Source organism: Aquimixticola soesokkakensis, from assembly GCF_900172375.1.
Taxonomy (GTDB): Bacteria; Pseudomonadota; Alphaproteobacteria; order Rhodobacterales; family Rhodobacteraceae; genus Aquimixticola; species Aquimixticola soesokkakensis.
This window is the reverse complement of the sequence record NZ_FWFS01000015.1, coordinates 1-16,199: the sequence shown is the minus strand read 5'-3', so window position 1 is coordinate 16,199 and position 16,199 is coordinate 1. Positions and strand designations below refer to the sequence as shown.

The window sequence follows — 16,199 nt, the reverse complement described above, 5'->3', positions numbered from 1 at the left end:
CCCGACGCGCTTGCCACACCCGAAACCGACGAATATCAAACCTGAGGACTCTCGGTATTAACGAGGGACGACCGGGGGGGCAGGTCACGATCAGCGCCACAGCGATGAAAAGCCAGCGCAGGGTGTTGAGATACGACACCAGGGGCAGGATGGCGGATTGCGTTTCCGCCAGGACCTCTTGCGCGACTTCGACACCGGCGGTACCGACCGTCGCGATGCCTGCAGCGCAACCGCCTTTGAGGGGCCGGCTGTCGGCCAGCACTTCGCGGGCAGGCAGGGTTTCCGGCACGAAGGGTTCTCCCCAGCTGCGCGCTGGCCCGAGAGGGCGGTGTTTCCGCTGCGGAGCTGTGCCGCGAACACGGCATGAGCAGCACAAGTGGCGGGCGAAGTACGGCGGCATGGATGCCAGCCTCATCAGCGAGATGAAGGCGATGGCCGAGGAAAACCGACGCCTGAAGCGGATGTATGTCGACGTCAGCATGCAGAATGACCTTTTGAAGGAGGCACCTGGAAATAAAACGGCCAGCTCAGCGCCGAGAGTTGGCCGTGAAAGCGGTGGCGATGAAGGGCGTCAGCATTGCATTCGACCATTATTCTTGAACCAATGGCGATCAATGTTCTCATCATGCCGGCCTTCGAGGTCAGCGAGACCTGTTACCGGTACAGCCCCAAGCTGGACGACGAGAACGAGCAGATCGCCGACCTGTTGCTTGGGCTGACGAACGCGAAGAAGACCTGGGGCTTCGGTCTCTCGTGTACATGCGCAATGTTCAGGGCCATGGCTGGAACCACAAGCGCGTGTACCGGATCTATCGCAAACTGGAGCTGAACCTGCGCCCCTCTCGGGACAGCCCTGTGGGATGCCCTGCCGGGTGACAATCAAGCCCCGCAAGCGGTTAAAGCGCGAGGTGCTGGCGATTCCAGAGGCGGCGAATGAGGTCTGGTCCATGGATTTCATGGCCGACCGGCTTGAAGATGGGCGCCAGTTCCGGCTGCTGAAGTTCTGGACGACTTCAACCGGGGGGGCTCGGCATCGAGGTCGACTTCTCGCGGCCTGCCGAGCGGGTTGTCCGGGCCCTGAACCGGATCATCAATGGCGTGGCCTTCCGAAGACGATCCGGGTGGACAACGGGCTTGAATAGTCAGTGGAGCGTTGATGGAATGGGCCGAACACAAGGGCATCGCTCTTGCCCACATCCAGCCCGGGAAGCCGCAGCAAAATGCTTATGTAGAGCGCTACAATCGGAGGGTCCGGCATGAATGGCTGGACCTCCACATCTTCGCAACCCTCGACGAGGTGCAGCAAGTTGCCACTGAGTGGCTCTGGTCCTACAACAACGAGCGCCCCAACATGGGCAATGGCGGCATGATCCCCGCCCAGAAACCGAGAATGGCCGCGTAAATTCTACGTTCAAGCCCTCGCAAAAACGGGGGGATTACCGAGGCCCGAAAGCGAAAGCCGCAATGAGCGAAATTGACCTTCTCCAGACCGATTGTTCGAAATGTGCCGCGCTGTGTTGCCTTGTGCTTGCGTTCGACAAGGGCAAGGATTTCGCGTTTAGCAAGAACCCCTGCGAGCCCTGTCGCAATCTGTCGCACCATGCCTGCGGTATTCACGATGACCTGATGGCCCAGGGCATGTCCGGTTGCGTGGCCTATGACTGTCTCGGTGCGGGCAATCGCGTGGTCCAGGAGGTGTTTGACGGGCGTTCGTGGCGCGATGATGCGCGGCTGACGTCGATGATGATGGAGGCGTTTTCAGCGATGCGCGAGGTTCACAAACGCATCGATCTGTTGCGTGCGGCGCAGATGTTGCCTCTCGCGCCACAAGATGAGCACGCCCGCGCGGGCTTTCTTGCACGTTTGGAGGATCAGCGCTGGGAGGGTCAGGATCTTGCGGAGTTCGATGTTGGCCTCGGGTTGGAAATCGATTTGTATTTCCACACGATCCGCGATTTGTGGCCCGCGCCACCCCCAGCCGACGGAAAACCCGTGGTTTAAGGCGGCGCGGGTCCCAGCTTAGGCCGATTGCATGTCCAGCGCCTTACCGTCGAATTCCGACGAGGTTGCGGCTTGGGCAAGGACGGCGGCAACATCCGCGCGGCTTGCTTTGGCGCTTTTGTCGACCTCTCCGCCCAGCACGATTTTGGCGCTGCGCCCGTCGTTGGTCAGGCTCACAGGGCGCAGGATTGCATAGGTGAGCCCTGAGGCCTTCAGATGCGCGTCGGCGTCGTGTTTCGCCTGAAGATAATGTGCCAGAGGGCTGCCCCCATCGGGGTGATCCGCCCCGATGGAGCTAAGCATCACAAAGCGGCTGAGCCCGGCCTCTTTGGCCAGATCGATGAGACGCTTTGCGCCGTCGCGATCGACTTTATCGGTCATATCCGGTCCGGTTGCCCCGCCTGACCCCGCCGCAAACACCGCCACATCCATGCCGTCACAGGCACCCGGCTGAAGATCGGTAAGATCGCCGCTGCGTAGACGAACGCCTGCGGGCAGGCTGCTGGTGTCGGAACTTTCACGCACAAGGGCCGTGACGCTGTGGCCGTGGTCCAAAAGATCTTGGGCCAGAATGCGCCCCGTTGCACCGGTCGCGCCGGCGATGAGAATGTTCAAAGACATAATGCTGTCCTTTCTGTCTTTTTGAATTTAAGCGGATCAGGGCAGGAAGATCGCTTTGACGTTGACGAATTCCTTCATCCCAAAGCCCCCGTGTTCGCGCCCATAGCCGGAGTCCTTGACCCCGCCAAAGGGCATGTTCGGATCGGCTGCGCCGAATGAATTGATGCGCACCATGCCCGTGTCAAAGTGATCGCGGGCCAGTTTCAGCGCCCGCTCTTCGTCCTTGCAGAAGATGCCGCCGCCCAGACCGTAGCGGCTGTCGTTGGCGATACGCATCGCATCGGTGTCGTCCTTGGCGCGGATCACGGCGGCAACCGGCCCGAAAATCTCGTCGTCATAGGCGGGCATTCCGGGGGTGACATCGACAAGCACCGTGGCGGGGTAAAACGCCCCGTCGCGCTCAGGAACGTCGCCGCCGCACAACAGTTTGGCCCCCGCGGTCACGCTGTCCTCGACCTGGCCTTTGACCGTGTCGCATTGATCCTGGCTCGACAGCGGGCCAAGTTGGGTGCTTTCGTCGGCCGGATCGCCCATTTTGATCGACGCCATCTGCGCGACAAAGGCGTCCAGGAAGGCGTCATAAACTTTGTCGGTCACGACAAACCGTTTGGCCGCGACGCAGGTTTCCCCGTTATTATAGAGCCGCCCCATCACGCAATATTTGACGGCTGTTTCGATGTCCGCGTCTTCCAGCACGAGATAGGCGTCGTTGGATCCGAGTTCGAGCACGGTTTTCTTCAAAGCTTTGGCGGCCACGGCGCCAACGTGACGCCCCGCGCCATCACTGCCCGTCAGGGTCACGCCCCGCACCAACGGGTGCGCGATCAGCGTGTCGCTGGTGTCATGGTCGATCAGGATGACCTGAAACAGATCCTCGGGCAGACCCGCTTCGATGCAGAGCTCGCGCAAACGCAGCCCCGTGCCTGTGCAGATGCTCGCATGTTTCAGCACGCAGGCGTTCCCCGCCATCAGGTTGGCGGCCAGCACGCGCACGGGTTGATACAGAGGGAAATTCCACGGCTGGATGGAATAAATCACGCCAGTCGGCTGATAGCTGACGACGCCGCGCGCGCCATCCGCGCCATGGGTGCGGTCCTCATCAGCCAAAAGAGCGGGTCCGTTTTTGGCGCAATAGTCAAAAAGCGCGGCGCAGAGGTCGACTTCGCGCTTGCCATCCCTGAGCAATTTGCCGGTTTCCTGCGTCATCAATGCAGCCAGCTCATCGGCCGCGCCGCGCAGGGTTTCAGCGATCTTGGTCAGATAGGGCGCGCGTTGGGCGTGTGTGAGGTGGCGCCAGTCCTCAAAGGCGCCGTGCGCGGCTTGCAGTTTTGCGGTGGCCTCTTGGGCGGACATCATCGGATAGGTCTGGATCGTCTTTCCAGTCGCGGGGTTGGTCGTTGTGATCGTGGACATGACTGTTCCTTTGTTCGTTACCAAAGCAACAATCGGGCCTCACGTCAGGTTCCATTCTGCCGCTGCGGCAGGCGCACAAGCGCCGCCTGTGTCACCCTATGCCGCCCCCGCTGTGCGAGGTGGCCATGCCTGAGCTGACAGGGGCCGCGACCTTAACCGCTTCCAAAAGCGCCGTGGACGGGGTAGGCAGACCGATCCTTGGGAGTTTGGACTGATCATGGCGCAAAATGCCACTATTTACAAAATCGAGCTGTCGGTCTGCGATATGGATCGACACTATTACGAGACCCACAAACTGACCGTTGCCAAACATCCCTCGGAGACCGACGAGCGGTTGATGGTCCGCCTCCTTGCCTTTGCGTTGAATGCGCATGAGCATCTGGAGCTGACCAAAGGTCTGTCCACGGACGACGAGCCCGACATCTGGCAAAAAAGCCTGAGCGGCGAGATTGATCTTTGGGTCGCGCTCGGGCTTCCAAGTGAAAAGGTTGTGCGCCAGTCCTGTAGCAAGGCGAAATCCGTGATTGTCTACCCCTATGGCGGCAAAACCGCCGAGATGTGGTGGGAGAAAATCCAGAACAGCACCAGCCGTTTCGACAACCTCCGTGTGGTGAATTTTGCCCAGGCCGATACCACCGCGCTTGCGCAACTGGCAAACCGCGCGATGAAACTTCAGGTCAATATTCAGGAGGGCGACGTCATGATCGGCCTCGACGAGACCACGCTCTACGTCACGCCCCAAATATGGAAGGATGACAGCTAGAAAGTATTGCTCACAGGCTTTCGTTTTGCCCAAGCGTCGGGCGATCCGGCAGGGCTACTGGGTTTGCAACTCAAACCCGCTTTGCAGGGCAAGCGGCGCATTCTGGACTGTGATGATGTCGCAGGGGAAGCTTTGAACTTCCGCGCTTGCGAGCGTTTTTCCGCTGCGGATCAGGCTGTCCATCTGGATCGTCGCTTTTCGGGAAATTTCTACGATGGGCTGCAAAACCGTGTAGCTGAGCTTGCTCTCGGCGACGGCGCGGACCGCTTCGGGGGAGCCGTCAAAGCCGCCGATTGCAATGCCAGCAGCCCAGCTTTCATTTCTCACCGCGTCGAAAGCCCCCAGAGCCATCTCGTCATTGGCGGCAAGGATGCCTTCAAATTTGACCCCCGAGGCCACCAGGCCCGTGACGAGTTCGAAGGCGACATCGCGCTTCCATGAGGCGACCACGCTTGCGACAGGTTGAAGCTCCGGATAGCCCTGCAAGACCTCTTCGAAGCCGCTGCGCCGCAGTTTGGAATTCAGATCGCTTCCAGGGCCGTGCAGGATGATGTAGCGGCCCTTTTGGCCCATGAAACGTGCAAAATTCATCGCAGAATTGCGCGCACAGGCCAGATTGTCGGAAACGAACTGCCCTTGGCTGATGCCCTCTTTGACACGCGAATTCAAGATAAACACCGGAATCTCGGCGTCTTTTACGGCCCTGATGGACGAGAGGGATTTCTCCGAGCTTGCCGGATCAAGCAAGATGGCGCTGCTTTGATGGGCGATCGCGCGCGACATAAGCTGTGCCTCGGTTTTTAGGTCGCCCGAATGGGCATAGACATGCACACGGTAGCCAAGGCTTTGCGCCTGGCGTTTGGCCGCTTCTCCTTCGGCAAACCAAAAGGGGTTCGAGGGGTCGTTTACAATGACAGTAACGATTTTCTGTTGGGCAGCAGCGCCTTGACTGACAACTGCACTCAAAAGGCTCGCACATAGGATCGTTCGAAACATTTTGGCTCCTCAGGCAGATTTCGCAAGGTTTTTGCTTTGACGCAGGCGCTCGATATAGGCCGCGTAAGCGGCATTGAGCGCCTGTTTGTAGCGGGTGGCGTCGGCGCGCGAGGGGTTGGGCTTGCGCGCTTCGGCCTCGAGTTTTTCGGCGACTTCCGCCATGGCCATCGCGCCGACCATTTTTGACGAGCTTTTCAACGTATGGGCGGTGCGGCGCACGTCTTCGTAGTTGCGGCTTTCGATATCCGGGCCGAGTGTCTCCAGCCGCCCGGGGGAAGACGCGATAAAGCTTTGAAGGAGTTTGCCAAAACCGCCGCCCAGCATTTCCTTGGTTTCCCGCAAAACCTCCACCGCGAGAACGCTGTTTTTGGGAACATAGGCGGCCGGCTCCTGCGCCTGTTCAACGGGGCTTGGAACGGGGGCCGGTTTGGGTGCGCTGGTGGCGGCTTGTGGTATCTTGTCCAAGCCCGAGAGCGCGGGTTTGCTTGGGGGAGGCGGCGTGACCACTGGCGGCGCTTTCGCGACATCCGCCTGCGGTGTCGCATTTGCAGGCATGACCGGTTTCTGGCCTGGCGCCTCGGGGTCCGGCGGCAAGGCTTTGACGACCTCTTTGACAGGCGCTGACGCAGGGGGGCTGACAGGGCTGTCGGGGACCGCGTCGTCAGGAACATCGGGCGATACGGGCTTTTGCGGCGCGGCAGTCGCTTGGGGCGGTTCTGCGCCGGACAAGAACTGCGGCACGGGGTCCTTGACGGGAATAACCGGAACGCGCGCGCGGACTTGCGCTTTGGGGCGCAGCTGAGCGAGGATCTGCGTTACCTCTTTTTGTCGTACGGGTTTGGACAGGAATTCGTTCATCCCGGCCTGAAGGCAGGCTTCACGATCTTCTTTTTGCGCATTCGCGGTAAGGGCGATGATGGGCAAGACGGCAACATCGCCCGCAGCCATGCGGCATTTCAATTCCCGCGTCGCGGTGAGACCGTCCATGATTGGCATTTGACAGTCCATAAAGATGACATCGAGGGATTTTCCATCCCCGATTTTCTCAAGGGCTTCTTGGCCGTTCCAGGCTGAGGTGACGACGCAGCCCAGCTTTTCCAAAAGCGCAAGGCCGTAGATCTGGTTCACCTCATCGTCATCGACCAGCAGGACGCGCAGCCCGTCAAAGGTGATGGCAACCTCCGATTTCGTGTCCTGTTCGTCGACTTTCGAAAAGCTGCGATGATGGAACGCCGTTGCAATCGCGCAGGTCACAGCGCCAGCCGTGTGGGGCGCATTCAGGACAAAACAGGCCGAGGATTGTTCGTCTTGCGACATTGGCTCGTTGCCCAGAATGGAGGAGCGCAAGATCCCGACTTTCAGTTTGCCTGCTCCGGGCGTTTTTGCTTGAAACTCCGATATCTTTCGCGCGGCAGCGGCATCCTCGACCAGCACCAGATCGAAGGGATCACATCGTTCGATGGCGGCTTGGATCGCGGCATTGGCCTGCTCGATATCGGGGATGCTGACGGGCTGGGCGCCGGAACTTTCAAGCGCGATCAGGGCAGCAATGCGGCGTTGTGTGTCGGTGAGAACAACCAAAGTGTTCTGGATGCCCAGGACGCAGCGCTCGCGGCGGAAAGGTTGCGCGGTACAATCCGCTTCCATCCTCAGCATGAAGGAGAAAGTCGATCCGCGCCCGATTTCCGAATGGGCGGTGATGTCGCTCCCCATCGCACGGGCGAGATCGCGGGTGATGGGCAAGCCAAGGCCCGTCCCGCCGTAATTGCGCGTCGTGGACACATCGGCCTGCTCGAAGGGTTCGAAGACCGCTTGCAGGCGACTGCTTTCGATGCCGATGCCCGTGTCTTCGACGGTGAATTTCAACACAACGGTGCCGTCGGCCCCCTGTTCCATGAAATCGACCCGCAAGGTGACCGAGCCTTTTTGCGTAAATTTGATCGCGTTCGACAAAAGATTTGTCAGAATCTGCCGCAGCTTCATGCTGTCAACAAGCACAGGCAGACAGGCCTGCATCGGCAGGATCGTGACCAGTTCGATTTTTTTGGTGGCTGCCAGAATGCTGAGCGCGTTGGAGACATTCGTGACAATTTCGCCCAGATCGCAAATCTGCGGGTCCAAAACCACTTCTCCGGCTTCGATTTTCGAGAAATCCAAAATCTGGTTGATCAGCGCCAACAGGTTTTCGGCAGAGCCGCTAAGCGTGCTCAGGTTCTTGCGTTGCCCTTCGTCCAGCTGCGTGTCCATCAATAGGTCGGCCATGCCGATAATCCCGTTGAGAGGCGTGCGCATTTCATGGCTCATCGTGGCAAGAAAACGTGTTTTTTGGTAGTTCGCTTGCGTCGAGGCTTCGGCGGCGCTGGCCGAGGTGCGGGCGGCTTGCCGACTGAGGCGAATTTGTTTGAGGTTGATGTAGGCCGACAGCCCGACAATGATCATCCCGACAAAGAGGATCAGCTGGCTGACGCTTTTGCGCTCGATCACGTGGCTCCAGAATGTTGCCGCTTGATACTGTGCAAAAACTTGCAGCGTCATCGGCCCGACATGCGCGACCGCCGCAAGGGGCGTGGTAAAGCCGGGCTGGCCGGGGCGCTCGAACAGGGTCGTAAAGCCCAAAGGCGCAGCCATTTCCACCTTTGTGGCAAAGGACAGGGCTGGCAGGTCGGAGAACAACAGCAGGCGGCGAATGCTATAGGTGACGAATAAAAAGCCGCGCACCTCTTGGGCGGCTCTGGTTTCATAGACGGGGTGCAACAGGGTGATGAGGTCGGAATTGTTGTTCTGTCCGGGAAGAACGCCGCCCTCGAAAAACAGGATTTGATCGGTTGGGTCGCGCTGGATGCGGCGAAATCGTGCCTGAACATCGCGGGCAAGTTTGTCAAACGGCAGATGGCTGGCATCCGCATTATCGGCGATGGAGAGCATTTGTTCGCCCACGGCCAAGGGCACCCAGCCGTAGGTATTGGCCACGTCAACGCCGCCTCCGATCACGACAGATGCAAAAATCGACAGCTCATCGGGATCAATGGCCTCGGAGGCCAGAATAAGACCCTCCAGCGCGATCATATTCTGATAGGGGTGGTTCAGGGATTGGTCGAGGTTGGTTTGCACTTGCTCGGTAAAGCTCCGGGCATCAGTGGCAAGGCGCGCCTGAAAATCATGCTGCAGCGTGAGATAATCCAACACCAGTGCTGCCGCGAGAAACGCGCTGAGCACAAGCACCGCTAGTCGCGGGTGGCGGCGTTGCGAAGCGGGGGATTTTGTCTTTGTCGGGTCGCTCAATTCATCCGTCATAATCGCCTCACTCACCAATCAAAATCCGCCGATGTTCGCATGAATGCGATGGCACGTGTTCCGGTTTCGTTGTATTTAAGCTCGTCAAAGGCCGTGGCTTTGGCGCGGGCAATGCCGCGCCCGTGCGACGCGCCAGAGCGGGAAATTTCAATCGCGGTATATTCGCGCCAATCAAACCCGTTGCCCGGATCATCCACCAACAAGAAGACACCGTCAGCGCGGCGCGAAACCGTCGCGACAGCGTGGCTATCGGGCTTGTCGGACAAGCGTGTGCGGATTTCGTCGCGCAGTCGCCCATCGTCAAGCAGGCGTCCTTTTTCCTCAAAGCCGATGCCGCAAATCCCGTGCTCGACGGCGTTAAACAACAGAGCCGCGATGCCATCGACGCAGCGGTCAGGGTCGCTGAAGTAATTCGCCACGAACCCCGCCAGCGCTGCGGCGTCCTCCATGGTGCGAAAGGTCATCTTGGTGGCTTCTGTCAATTCGAAACCGCGTGTGGATTTCTTGTCGACCATGAGCATTGCGCTTTGCTCGGCCTGGCGCAGCGCGGCTGTGAGAACCGAGGACAGGATGCGCGCGTCCGTCGGCTTTTGCAGGTAGTAGAACACGCCTGCGTCGATCCCTTCGCGGATTTCGTCGGGATCATCGGAGCCGGTCACCATAATGACCGGAATCCGCGCAAGGTCGCGGCTTTCCTTGAGGCGGCGCACCACGTCGATGCCGTTCAGGCCGGGCATTTCGCGGTCCAGAAGAATGACACTCGGCTCAAACCCGGCACCCAGACGCTCAAGCGCGTCTTCGCCACTGCGGGCGGATTGGGTGGCATAGCCGAGGCGCTGGAGCAGCGCTTCGATCATTGTCAGGGCAACAGGATCGTCGTCAACGGCGAGAATGGTGGTCTGATGTGGCGACTCGGTACGCATGCCGGACATGACGGGTTCCTCAACTTTCCTTGAAAGCATCCTCAAGGGCAACTTTTACTGGCTTGAACAAATACGCGAGAACGGTGCGAGAACCGTTAATGATCTCGGCGGAAACCACCATTCCGGGCAAAAGCGGATAACTTTTCCCCGCCAGAACCAGGTCATCGCGTTCCAGATCGACCTCGGCACCGTAGTAGACATCGCCTGTCTCCGAGACGGAGGCCGCAGGCGACAGCGAGGCAATCGTGCCGCTGACTTTGCCAAAGCGGATGAAATCAAGCGATGTGATTTTGAGATCCACCGGCTGGCCGATGTAGATATTGCTGATCTCGCGCGCAGGAATGCGAATGCGCGCGACCAGAGGGTCATCTTGCGGGACAACATAGCCCAAAGGTTGCCCTGCACTGACAAAGTCGCCCACGGCGAGGCGATCGGGCAGCTTCAGAACGCCGTCCACGGGCGCGCGGATGGATTTGCGCTCGATCCCTTCGCGCATCCCGAGAATTCTTGCCTCGCTTTCGGACAGTTCTGCATAGGCCTGTTGCAATTGCTGGCGGGCGTCGGCTTTGCGGGTGCTGGTCAAAGAGGACACGCGCGAGAGCAATTCCTGCTCTGCGTTGAGATTGCGTTGCAACTGCGTGGTCAGAATATCCAGATCTGCCTGTGCATCGGCGGCACTCTGACGCGCTTCCAGAATCTCGGGAAAGATAACGAGCTTTTTCTCGAACAGCTCTTCGCGGCGCAGCAAAAGATCTTGCCGCGCGCGTAGGCGTTCGGTTTGGGCCGCGATTTGACGTTCGAGAATGGCGCGATCGCGGATATTCTTGTCAATCTGGTCGAGAAAAATAGCGGTCTGGTCGCGCAGGGAGTCCTTCATCGCGCGATAGGCCTGCTGCGCTTGCAACACTTCGGGGGTCTCATCGCTTGCGGCGCCAAAGTCGGGGGTGCGCTCCTCCACGAAGGCGCTGAGCCGCTCGATCCGCAGGCGCAGCGACAGGTTCATGCTTTGCGCGATACTCAGTTGTGTGCGCTCGGCGTCATCGTCGAGTCGGGCAATGACATCGCCGGCTTTGACGACATCGCCAGACCCGGTGTTGAGCGCCAGAATCCGACCGGACTCGCGATGGACCAATTCGCGTTCGAAACTTTGGGGCATGATCTGCCCTGTGCCGCGTGCAACTTCCGGCAAGGTCGCAAAGGCGGTCCAGACCAGCGTCGCCAGCAGCGATCCGGAAATCCCCCAAATGGCAAAGCGCAGGCTGAAATGATCGGGGCGTTCCTCAAGGCGCGCGCTTTCCGCCAGATGGCGCAAGTGACGCGCTCGCCGCGAGGCCGTTTGCGGCACCTGCGGGGGGGGAGGCAGCCTTGCGACATCGGTGTCGCTCAGAGCGGGCGTAACATCGATGGTTTCGCTGCCCGCGTATTGCAGGGCCGTGTCGCTTATGGTGCGCGCACGCCGCAGACCTAAAAAACCGGTGCGCGGGCGCGCTTCGTCTTGCTCGTTCATACCATCCTCACGATCTTATCAAGCGTGCCGATTTGGGCGCGTCCGTTTTCTTGCAGGGCGACCACGCGATCCGCCATCCGCAGAAAATCTGTTCGATAGCTGACAAACAGGATGGTTTTCTCTGTGCGATAGCGGGTGAGGCAGCGCCGGATATCTTCGTCAAATCCCGCCAGCAGCATCGCGGTTGGCCGCTCGTCAATCAGCAGGATTTTTGTGTCGCGCAGCAAGGCGCGCGCCAGCCCCAATCGCTCGCGCAGAAGCGGCATGGTTTCGCCCAGAACCGTGGGATCGATGACCGTATAGATGCCATCGGGGAACTGGCTGATGGCCTCCCAGGCGCCCACCTCGACAAGAGCGCTTTCGATTTCCGTGTCGCGGGCGATCGGCATGCCAAGGCGCATGTTCGCCGCGATGGTGCCGGAGAAAAGATCAACATATTGAGGTACATAGGCGATCTGTTCGCGCAGATCGACAGGGTTGAGTTGGCGGATATCAAAGCTGCCGATCCGCACGCCACCCAGTTGCGGGGTCACCAGCGCCAGCGGCATTTTCAACAGGCTGCTCTTGCCACTGCCGCTGGGGCCTGTGATGCCGATGACTTCGCCTGCCGCGATTTCGAGTGAAAAGCCCGAAAAGATCAGCGGCGCCTTGGGGTCGTAGCGCAGCGCTATATTTGAAAACTGGATGTGCCCGCCCAGCCGGGAGGAGGCCATGCTGCGCGGCTGGGCTGTTTCCTCATCCTCCATATCCATCAACTGGTTGATCTGGATGACGGAATTTCGCAACTGTTCAAGGCGGGGGACCATGCCAACAAGTGCATGCAGCGGAGAGAGCGCGCGAATTTGCAACATGACGCAAGCAATCAGGGCACCCGCGCCCATCTGCCCCGCCCAGATCAGTTTTGCACCGAAAAACAACGTCAGCACGGTGCTGATGCCGACCAGAAAATGCGCCAGTATTTCAGAGCGCGACCCGACCAACGCCAGCCGCATCAGCGCCATTTGCTCGCGACCGGAGAGGGCGCGATAGCGGTCCTGCCATTTTTCGGACAGGCCATCGAGGCGGATCGCTTCGAATTTCGCAAAGGTTTCCAGCGTGAATTGCTGCATCCGCGAGCTTTCGAGAGCAGCGCGGCGAATTTGGATGCCCGCACGTCGGCGGCTGGCGAGGATCAGCAGAACAAACATCCCCATCACAAACAGTGCCGGCAGAACGATGGTGTGTCCAAGCAAGGTCAAAAACACCAAGGCCATCAGCGACATCGGCAGTTCCATCGCTGAAATCATCAGCGGACCGCAGAGAAAGTCCCGCACCGCTTCGAATGTCTTGATCCGCGCCAGTTGGGACGAAATTCCCGCACTGGTCAGGGCGTTTGCCGGAAGGCCCAGAAGCTTTTCAAAGCTCGCGCAGCCGACGATGTAATCCAGCCGCGCCATCATCCAAACTGCAAACCGCGACCGCAAGCGGCGCAACAGCAGTTCGATCCCGACGATCAGGGCGGCCCCGAAGCACAGATAATACAAAGGGTTCAGGTCGCCGCTGCTGATCACTTGGGAATGCACGACCAGTATCAGGACGGGCACCAGCAACGACATGAGGTTCAGGCCAACCCCCAGCACCAACATGAACCGCATTTGCGGGCGAAACCGCCGCAAGACGGCAGCAAACCATGTCCAGCCCGTGCTTTCGCGGGCGGTTTTCGAGGTCGCCATATCGCTTTCGACAATGCGCGAGAACACCAGAACATCGGCCCGCCCATCAGAGGTCTCAAGCGGCACATGCGCGCCTTCGTGACCGTCAAACAAATGGGCTTGCCCCGTCTCGTTGTAAAAAACCTGTGCGCCATGATCCGGTGTGCACACCAGTGCCGGCAAAAGGCGTTCGTCCAAGTCGCTCAATTTGGCCTTGAGGCGCAGATAGCGAAAGCCCAGAGAGGCCATCGCATTGATGAATGCGGTTTCATCGAAAACCTGATCGGGGGCCCCTTGTAGGACCGACGCGATGGTGCGCGGATGGACAAGCGGATCCAGCTTGAGAACCATCATGCAAAAACACATCGCAAGGGCTTCGTCTTGGGATCGGATCGTCCAGTTCGTGCCCTTCAGCCGCGCATATAAAAGCTGTGCGGAATTGTCGGTAAATTGCGACCGCGCAGCCGAGGCTGCGGCCCTGTCGGGTTTGGGCGCAAGGGCGGTCATACGCGAAGCTCGCGGTAAGAGGTGACGGCGAGCTTTTGCGTTTCTTGCATCCGCTCGGCGCGCAAATGGCCCGCGTCGAGCGTGTAGCGGTGCTGCGCGAGGCCACAGAGCGTATTGTCATTGCTCGCGAGGACCACGGTCGCATGACCGCGCAGACGGGCAAAAAGTTCAAACAAAGCCGTGTAGCTGCGGCGGTCAAGTCCGGTATCGGCGTGATTGAACAGGATCACCTTGGGGCGCGGCGCAAGGGCACGCGCCAATGCAAGTCGTTGGCGCATTCCCGGCGGCACCGGATCGCCCCCGTCACCGCGCAAAAACGTGTCAAAGCCGCGCGAGAGGACCGAGAGGTCTTCGTCGAGGCGCAGTTGTTTGGCGATGAACAGCACATCGCTGGTGGGGATCATCCCAAATCGCGAGAGATTGTCCATAATGGTCCCGCGATACAGGGTCGTGTCGGATTTGAGATAGGCGACCTGGCGCGTGCGCACCGACTCGGGAAGGGTTGTAATCGGCTGCCCGTTGAGCAGGACCGCGCCAGAGTCCGCAGAGTGGAGTCCCGAAAATGCGCGAAAGACCCGGGTGAGCGCGCCATGCGGGGCCCCTTGCAAGACGCTCATTTCAAAGCGCGGGAAGTCAAGCGTCGCGCTGTCGATCAGCAGGGGATGGTCGGCTGTCTGGTGCTCGTGATGCAGGGTCAGCGCGCTCAATGCAAAGAGCCCCATATTTTCGGGGCACTCATCGCGAGGCAGGGCGTTTGTCGCGGGCACAACGCTTAAAAGCGCTTCAACTTGTTTGGCCTCGACCTGATGCTCCTGGCGGCGGTTCAACATCCCAAGGGCCTTTTGCAGCGGCGGCATCGCGCGGCCCGACAGGATGATCGACGCAATCATGGCGCCAACCGTGATGTTGCCTTCAACGGTCAGATAGGCCCCAAAGAGGATCACGCTGAAAATTAGCAGCGTTGAAAAGCTGTTGGTGAGATCGAACAGAAAGGTCTGGCGGCGGCTGACCTCCAGGTGGTCTAGGGAGCTTGCGTATTTTTTCTGCTCGTAGAGGCCGACCATATTGCGCTCGACGGAGAGCGCTTTGATTGTTTGGGTCGCGCCCAGGATCTCGACCATCAGATCAATCCGCGACGCATCGCTGCTTTGACGACGTTGCTTGGCATCAAAAAGCGCCGATCCCGCGATCAGCGTATAGATCACAAACAGCAGGATCAGCCCAAGCGGCACCAGAACCAGTCGCCCGGCAATCATCGCGATCAAGCCCAGTGTGAGGGGAATGATCACGATTTCGGCCAATACGATAATGCGCTGGCCGCTGCCTTCTTCGCGGTAGCTGCGCACAAGGTTCAAGAGCGCCAGTTTGCCGCCAACCCCCTGTTTTTGCGCGGTTTCGATTCGCCCCGATAAGAGCGACCCCATGACCTGGCATCCCGCGCGATGGGCGAAACTTGCCCCCTGCAAACCCAGCAAAACACTGCGGGCCCACCGTAGGAACGCCTCGGCGCACAGACACAGCAATGCGATTGCGACAAGGACGTTCAGCGAGCTCAGGCTTTGGTTCGGAATAAACCGATCATAGACCTGCTGCACGGTGAGCGGGATGATGAGCTCGAAAATCACGATCGAGATCGTCGCCGCAATCAATGGAAGCCGCGGTATCTCCGCGCGTGCCTGCTGAATCATAAGCCCTCTCAAAACAATGAGAAGGAACCCAAACCGCTTGACCCATCCTGCTCGCCCCAAGGCAAAAGTCCAAACCCAAGCGAAACATCGCCCTCAGGAGCCGGAATATCGGCACTTGCGTCCCCACTCGCAGACCCCGTCGAGGCGCCCAGAGTTTCCTCCAGTAAAGACGACGAATCGAGCGAGGAGGTCGCTCCTTCTTCCGCCTCAGTCTGCGTGGTTAAGACTGAGGAAAGGTTAAAGAGGCTATCAATATCCAAAGAGACATCGATATCGCCGAGGATTTCCTCGACCGGGTCGAGCGGAATCTCCGCTTCCACAGGTCCAAGGTCGACGGAAATGTCGCTCTCCTCGCCCACATCGGGGGTTTCACCACCCAGCGAGACGTCGATATCGCCCAAGATGTCCTCGACCGGATCGAGCGGAATCTCCGCTTCCACGGGTCCGAGGTCGACAGAGATGTCGCTATCCTCGCCAACATCTGGCGTTTCGCCGCCCAGCGAGATGTCGATATCGCCGAGGATTTCCTCCACCGGGTCGAGCGGGAGTTCGGCTTCCACGGGTCCAAGGTCGACGGAAATGTCGCTATCCTCACCCACATCGGGCGTTTCGCCGCCCAGCGAGACGTCTATGTCGCCGAGGATTTCCTCGACCGGGTCGAGCGGGATTTCGGCTTCCACGGGTCCAAGGTCGACGGAAATGTCGCTATCCTCGCCCACATCGGGCGTTTCACCACCCAGCGAGACATCGATATCGCCGAGGATTTCCTCGACGGGGTCGAGCGGGATTTCGGCC

At 59.5% G+C, this 16,199-nt stretch carries 11 protein-coding genes and 2 pseudogenes; 3 read left to right on the top strand and 10 right to left on the bottom strand.

Annotation, left to right across the window (positions count from 1 at the left end; translation table 11 throughout):
- Positions 1–91 precede the first annotated feature (91 nt).
- A pseudogene (locus AQS8620_RS17290) lies at positions 92–331 on the bottom strand (YcbK family protein); the annotation flags it as partial.
- On the opposite strand from AQS8620_RS17290, the pseudogene AQS8620_RS16245 reads away from it, so the two are divergent.
- Both AQS8620_RS16245 and AQS8620_RS16240 read left to right on the top strand, forming a co-directional pair.
- Positions 313–1,402, top strand: a pseudogene (locus AQS8620_RS16245) (IS3 family transposase). The pseudogenes AQS8620_RS17290 and AQS8620_RS16245 overlap by 19 nt on opposite strands.
- Before the next feature lie 62 nt (positions 1,403–1,464).
- On the top strand, positions 1,465–2,001 hold the full coding sequence (locus AQS8620_RS16240) for a hypothetical protein (RefSeq protein ID WP_085838079.1): 537 nt from the start codon (positions 1,465–1,467) through the stop codon (positions 1,999–2,001).
- A gap of 18 nt (positions 2,002–2,019) precedes the next feature.
- Here AQS8620_RS16240 and AQS8620_RS16235 read toward each other — a convergent pair whose 3' ends face one another.
- Both AQS8620_RS16235 and AQS8620_RS16230 read right to left on the bottom strand, forming a co-directional pair.
- The gene (locus tag AQS8620_RS16235; protein WP_085838103.1) at positions 2,020–2,616 is read right to left on the bottom strand and encodes an SDR family oxidoreductase; all 597 of its coding nucleotides are present in this window, start codon (positions 2,614–2,616) and stop codon (positions 2,020–2,022) included.
- A 42-nt stretch (positions 2,617–2,658) separates the two neighbouring features.
- Positions 2,659–4,035, bottom strand: coding sequence for an NAD-dependent succinate-semialdehyde dehydrogenase (locus AQS8620_RS16230; RefSeq protein ID WP_085838078.1), 1,377 nt, complete (start codon positions 4,033–4,035; stop codon positions 2,659–2,661).
- A gap of 217 nt (positions 4,036–4,252) precedes the next feature.
- On the opposite strand from AQS8620_RS16230, the gene AQS8620_RS16225 reads away from it, so the two are divergent.
- Entirely contained in the window at positions 4,253–4,798 is a 546-nt protein-coding gene (locus AQS8620_RS16225; protein WP_085838077.1) for a YaeQ family protein, read from the top strand.
- A gap of 54 nt (positions 4,799–4,852) precedes the next feature.
- Here the strand turns inward: AQS8620_RS16225 and AQS8620_RS16220 are convergent, their stop codons facing one another.
- The 7 genes from AQS8620_RS16220 to AQS8620_RS17100 form a co-directional block, all read right to left on the bottom strand.
- Positions 4,853–5,794, bottom strand: coding sequence for a D-ribose ABC transporter substrate-binding protein (locus tag AQS8620_RS16220; protein WP_085838076.1), 942 nt, complete (start codon positions 5,792–5,794; stop codon positions 4,853–4,855).
- A 9-nt stretch (positions 5,795–5,803) separates the two neighbouring features.
- The gene (locus AQS8620_RS16215) at positions 5,804–9,103 is read right to left on the bottom strand and encodes a hybrid sensor histidine kinase/response regulator (protein ID WP_143267570.1); all 3,300 of its coding nucleotides are present in this window, start codon (positions 9,101–9,103) and stop codon (positions 5,804–5,806) included.
- Positions 9,100–10,020 (bottom strand): response regulator, encoded by a 921-nt coding sequence (locus tag AQS8620_RS16210; protein WP_159453268.1) that lies wholly within the window; start codon positions 10,018–10,020, stop codon positions 9,100–9,102. The genes AQS8620_RS16215 and AQS8620_RS16210 overlap by 4 nt, the downstream gene beginning before the upstream one ends.
- A gap of 10 nt (positions 10,021–10,030) precedes the next feature.
- Positions 10,031–11,518: an HlyD family type I secretion periplasmic adaptor subunit gene (locus AQS8620_RS16205; protein ID WP_085838073.1), complete on the bottom strand. Its 1,488-nt coding sequence runs from the start codon at positions 11,516–11,518 to the stop codon at positions 10,031–10,033.
- Positions 11,515–13,716, bottom strand: coding sequence for a peptidase domain-containing ABC transporter (locus AQS8620_RS16200; protein WP_085838072.1), 2,202 nt, complete (start codon positions 13,714–13,716; stop codon positions 11,515–11,517). The genes AQS8620_RS16205 and AQS8620_RS16200 overlap by 4 nt, the downstream gene beginning before the upstream one ends.
- Complete coding sequence (locus AQS8620_RS16195) at positions 13,713–15,404, bottom strand: ABC transporter transmembrane domain-containing protein (protein WP_085838071.1); 1,692 nt, start codon at positions 15,402–15,404, stop codon at positions 13,713–13,715. The genes AQS8620_RS16200 and AQS8620_RS16195 overlap by 4 nt, the downstream gene beginning before the upstream one ends.
- 8 nt (positions 15,405–15,412) lie before the next feature.
- Positions 15,413–16,199 (bottom strand): hypothetical protein (locus AQS8620_RS17100; protein WP_200809646.1); only part of this gene is annotated, 787 nt, incomplete at its 5' end.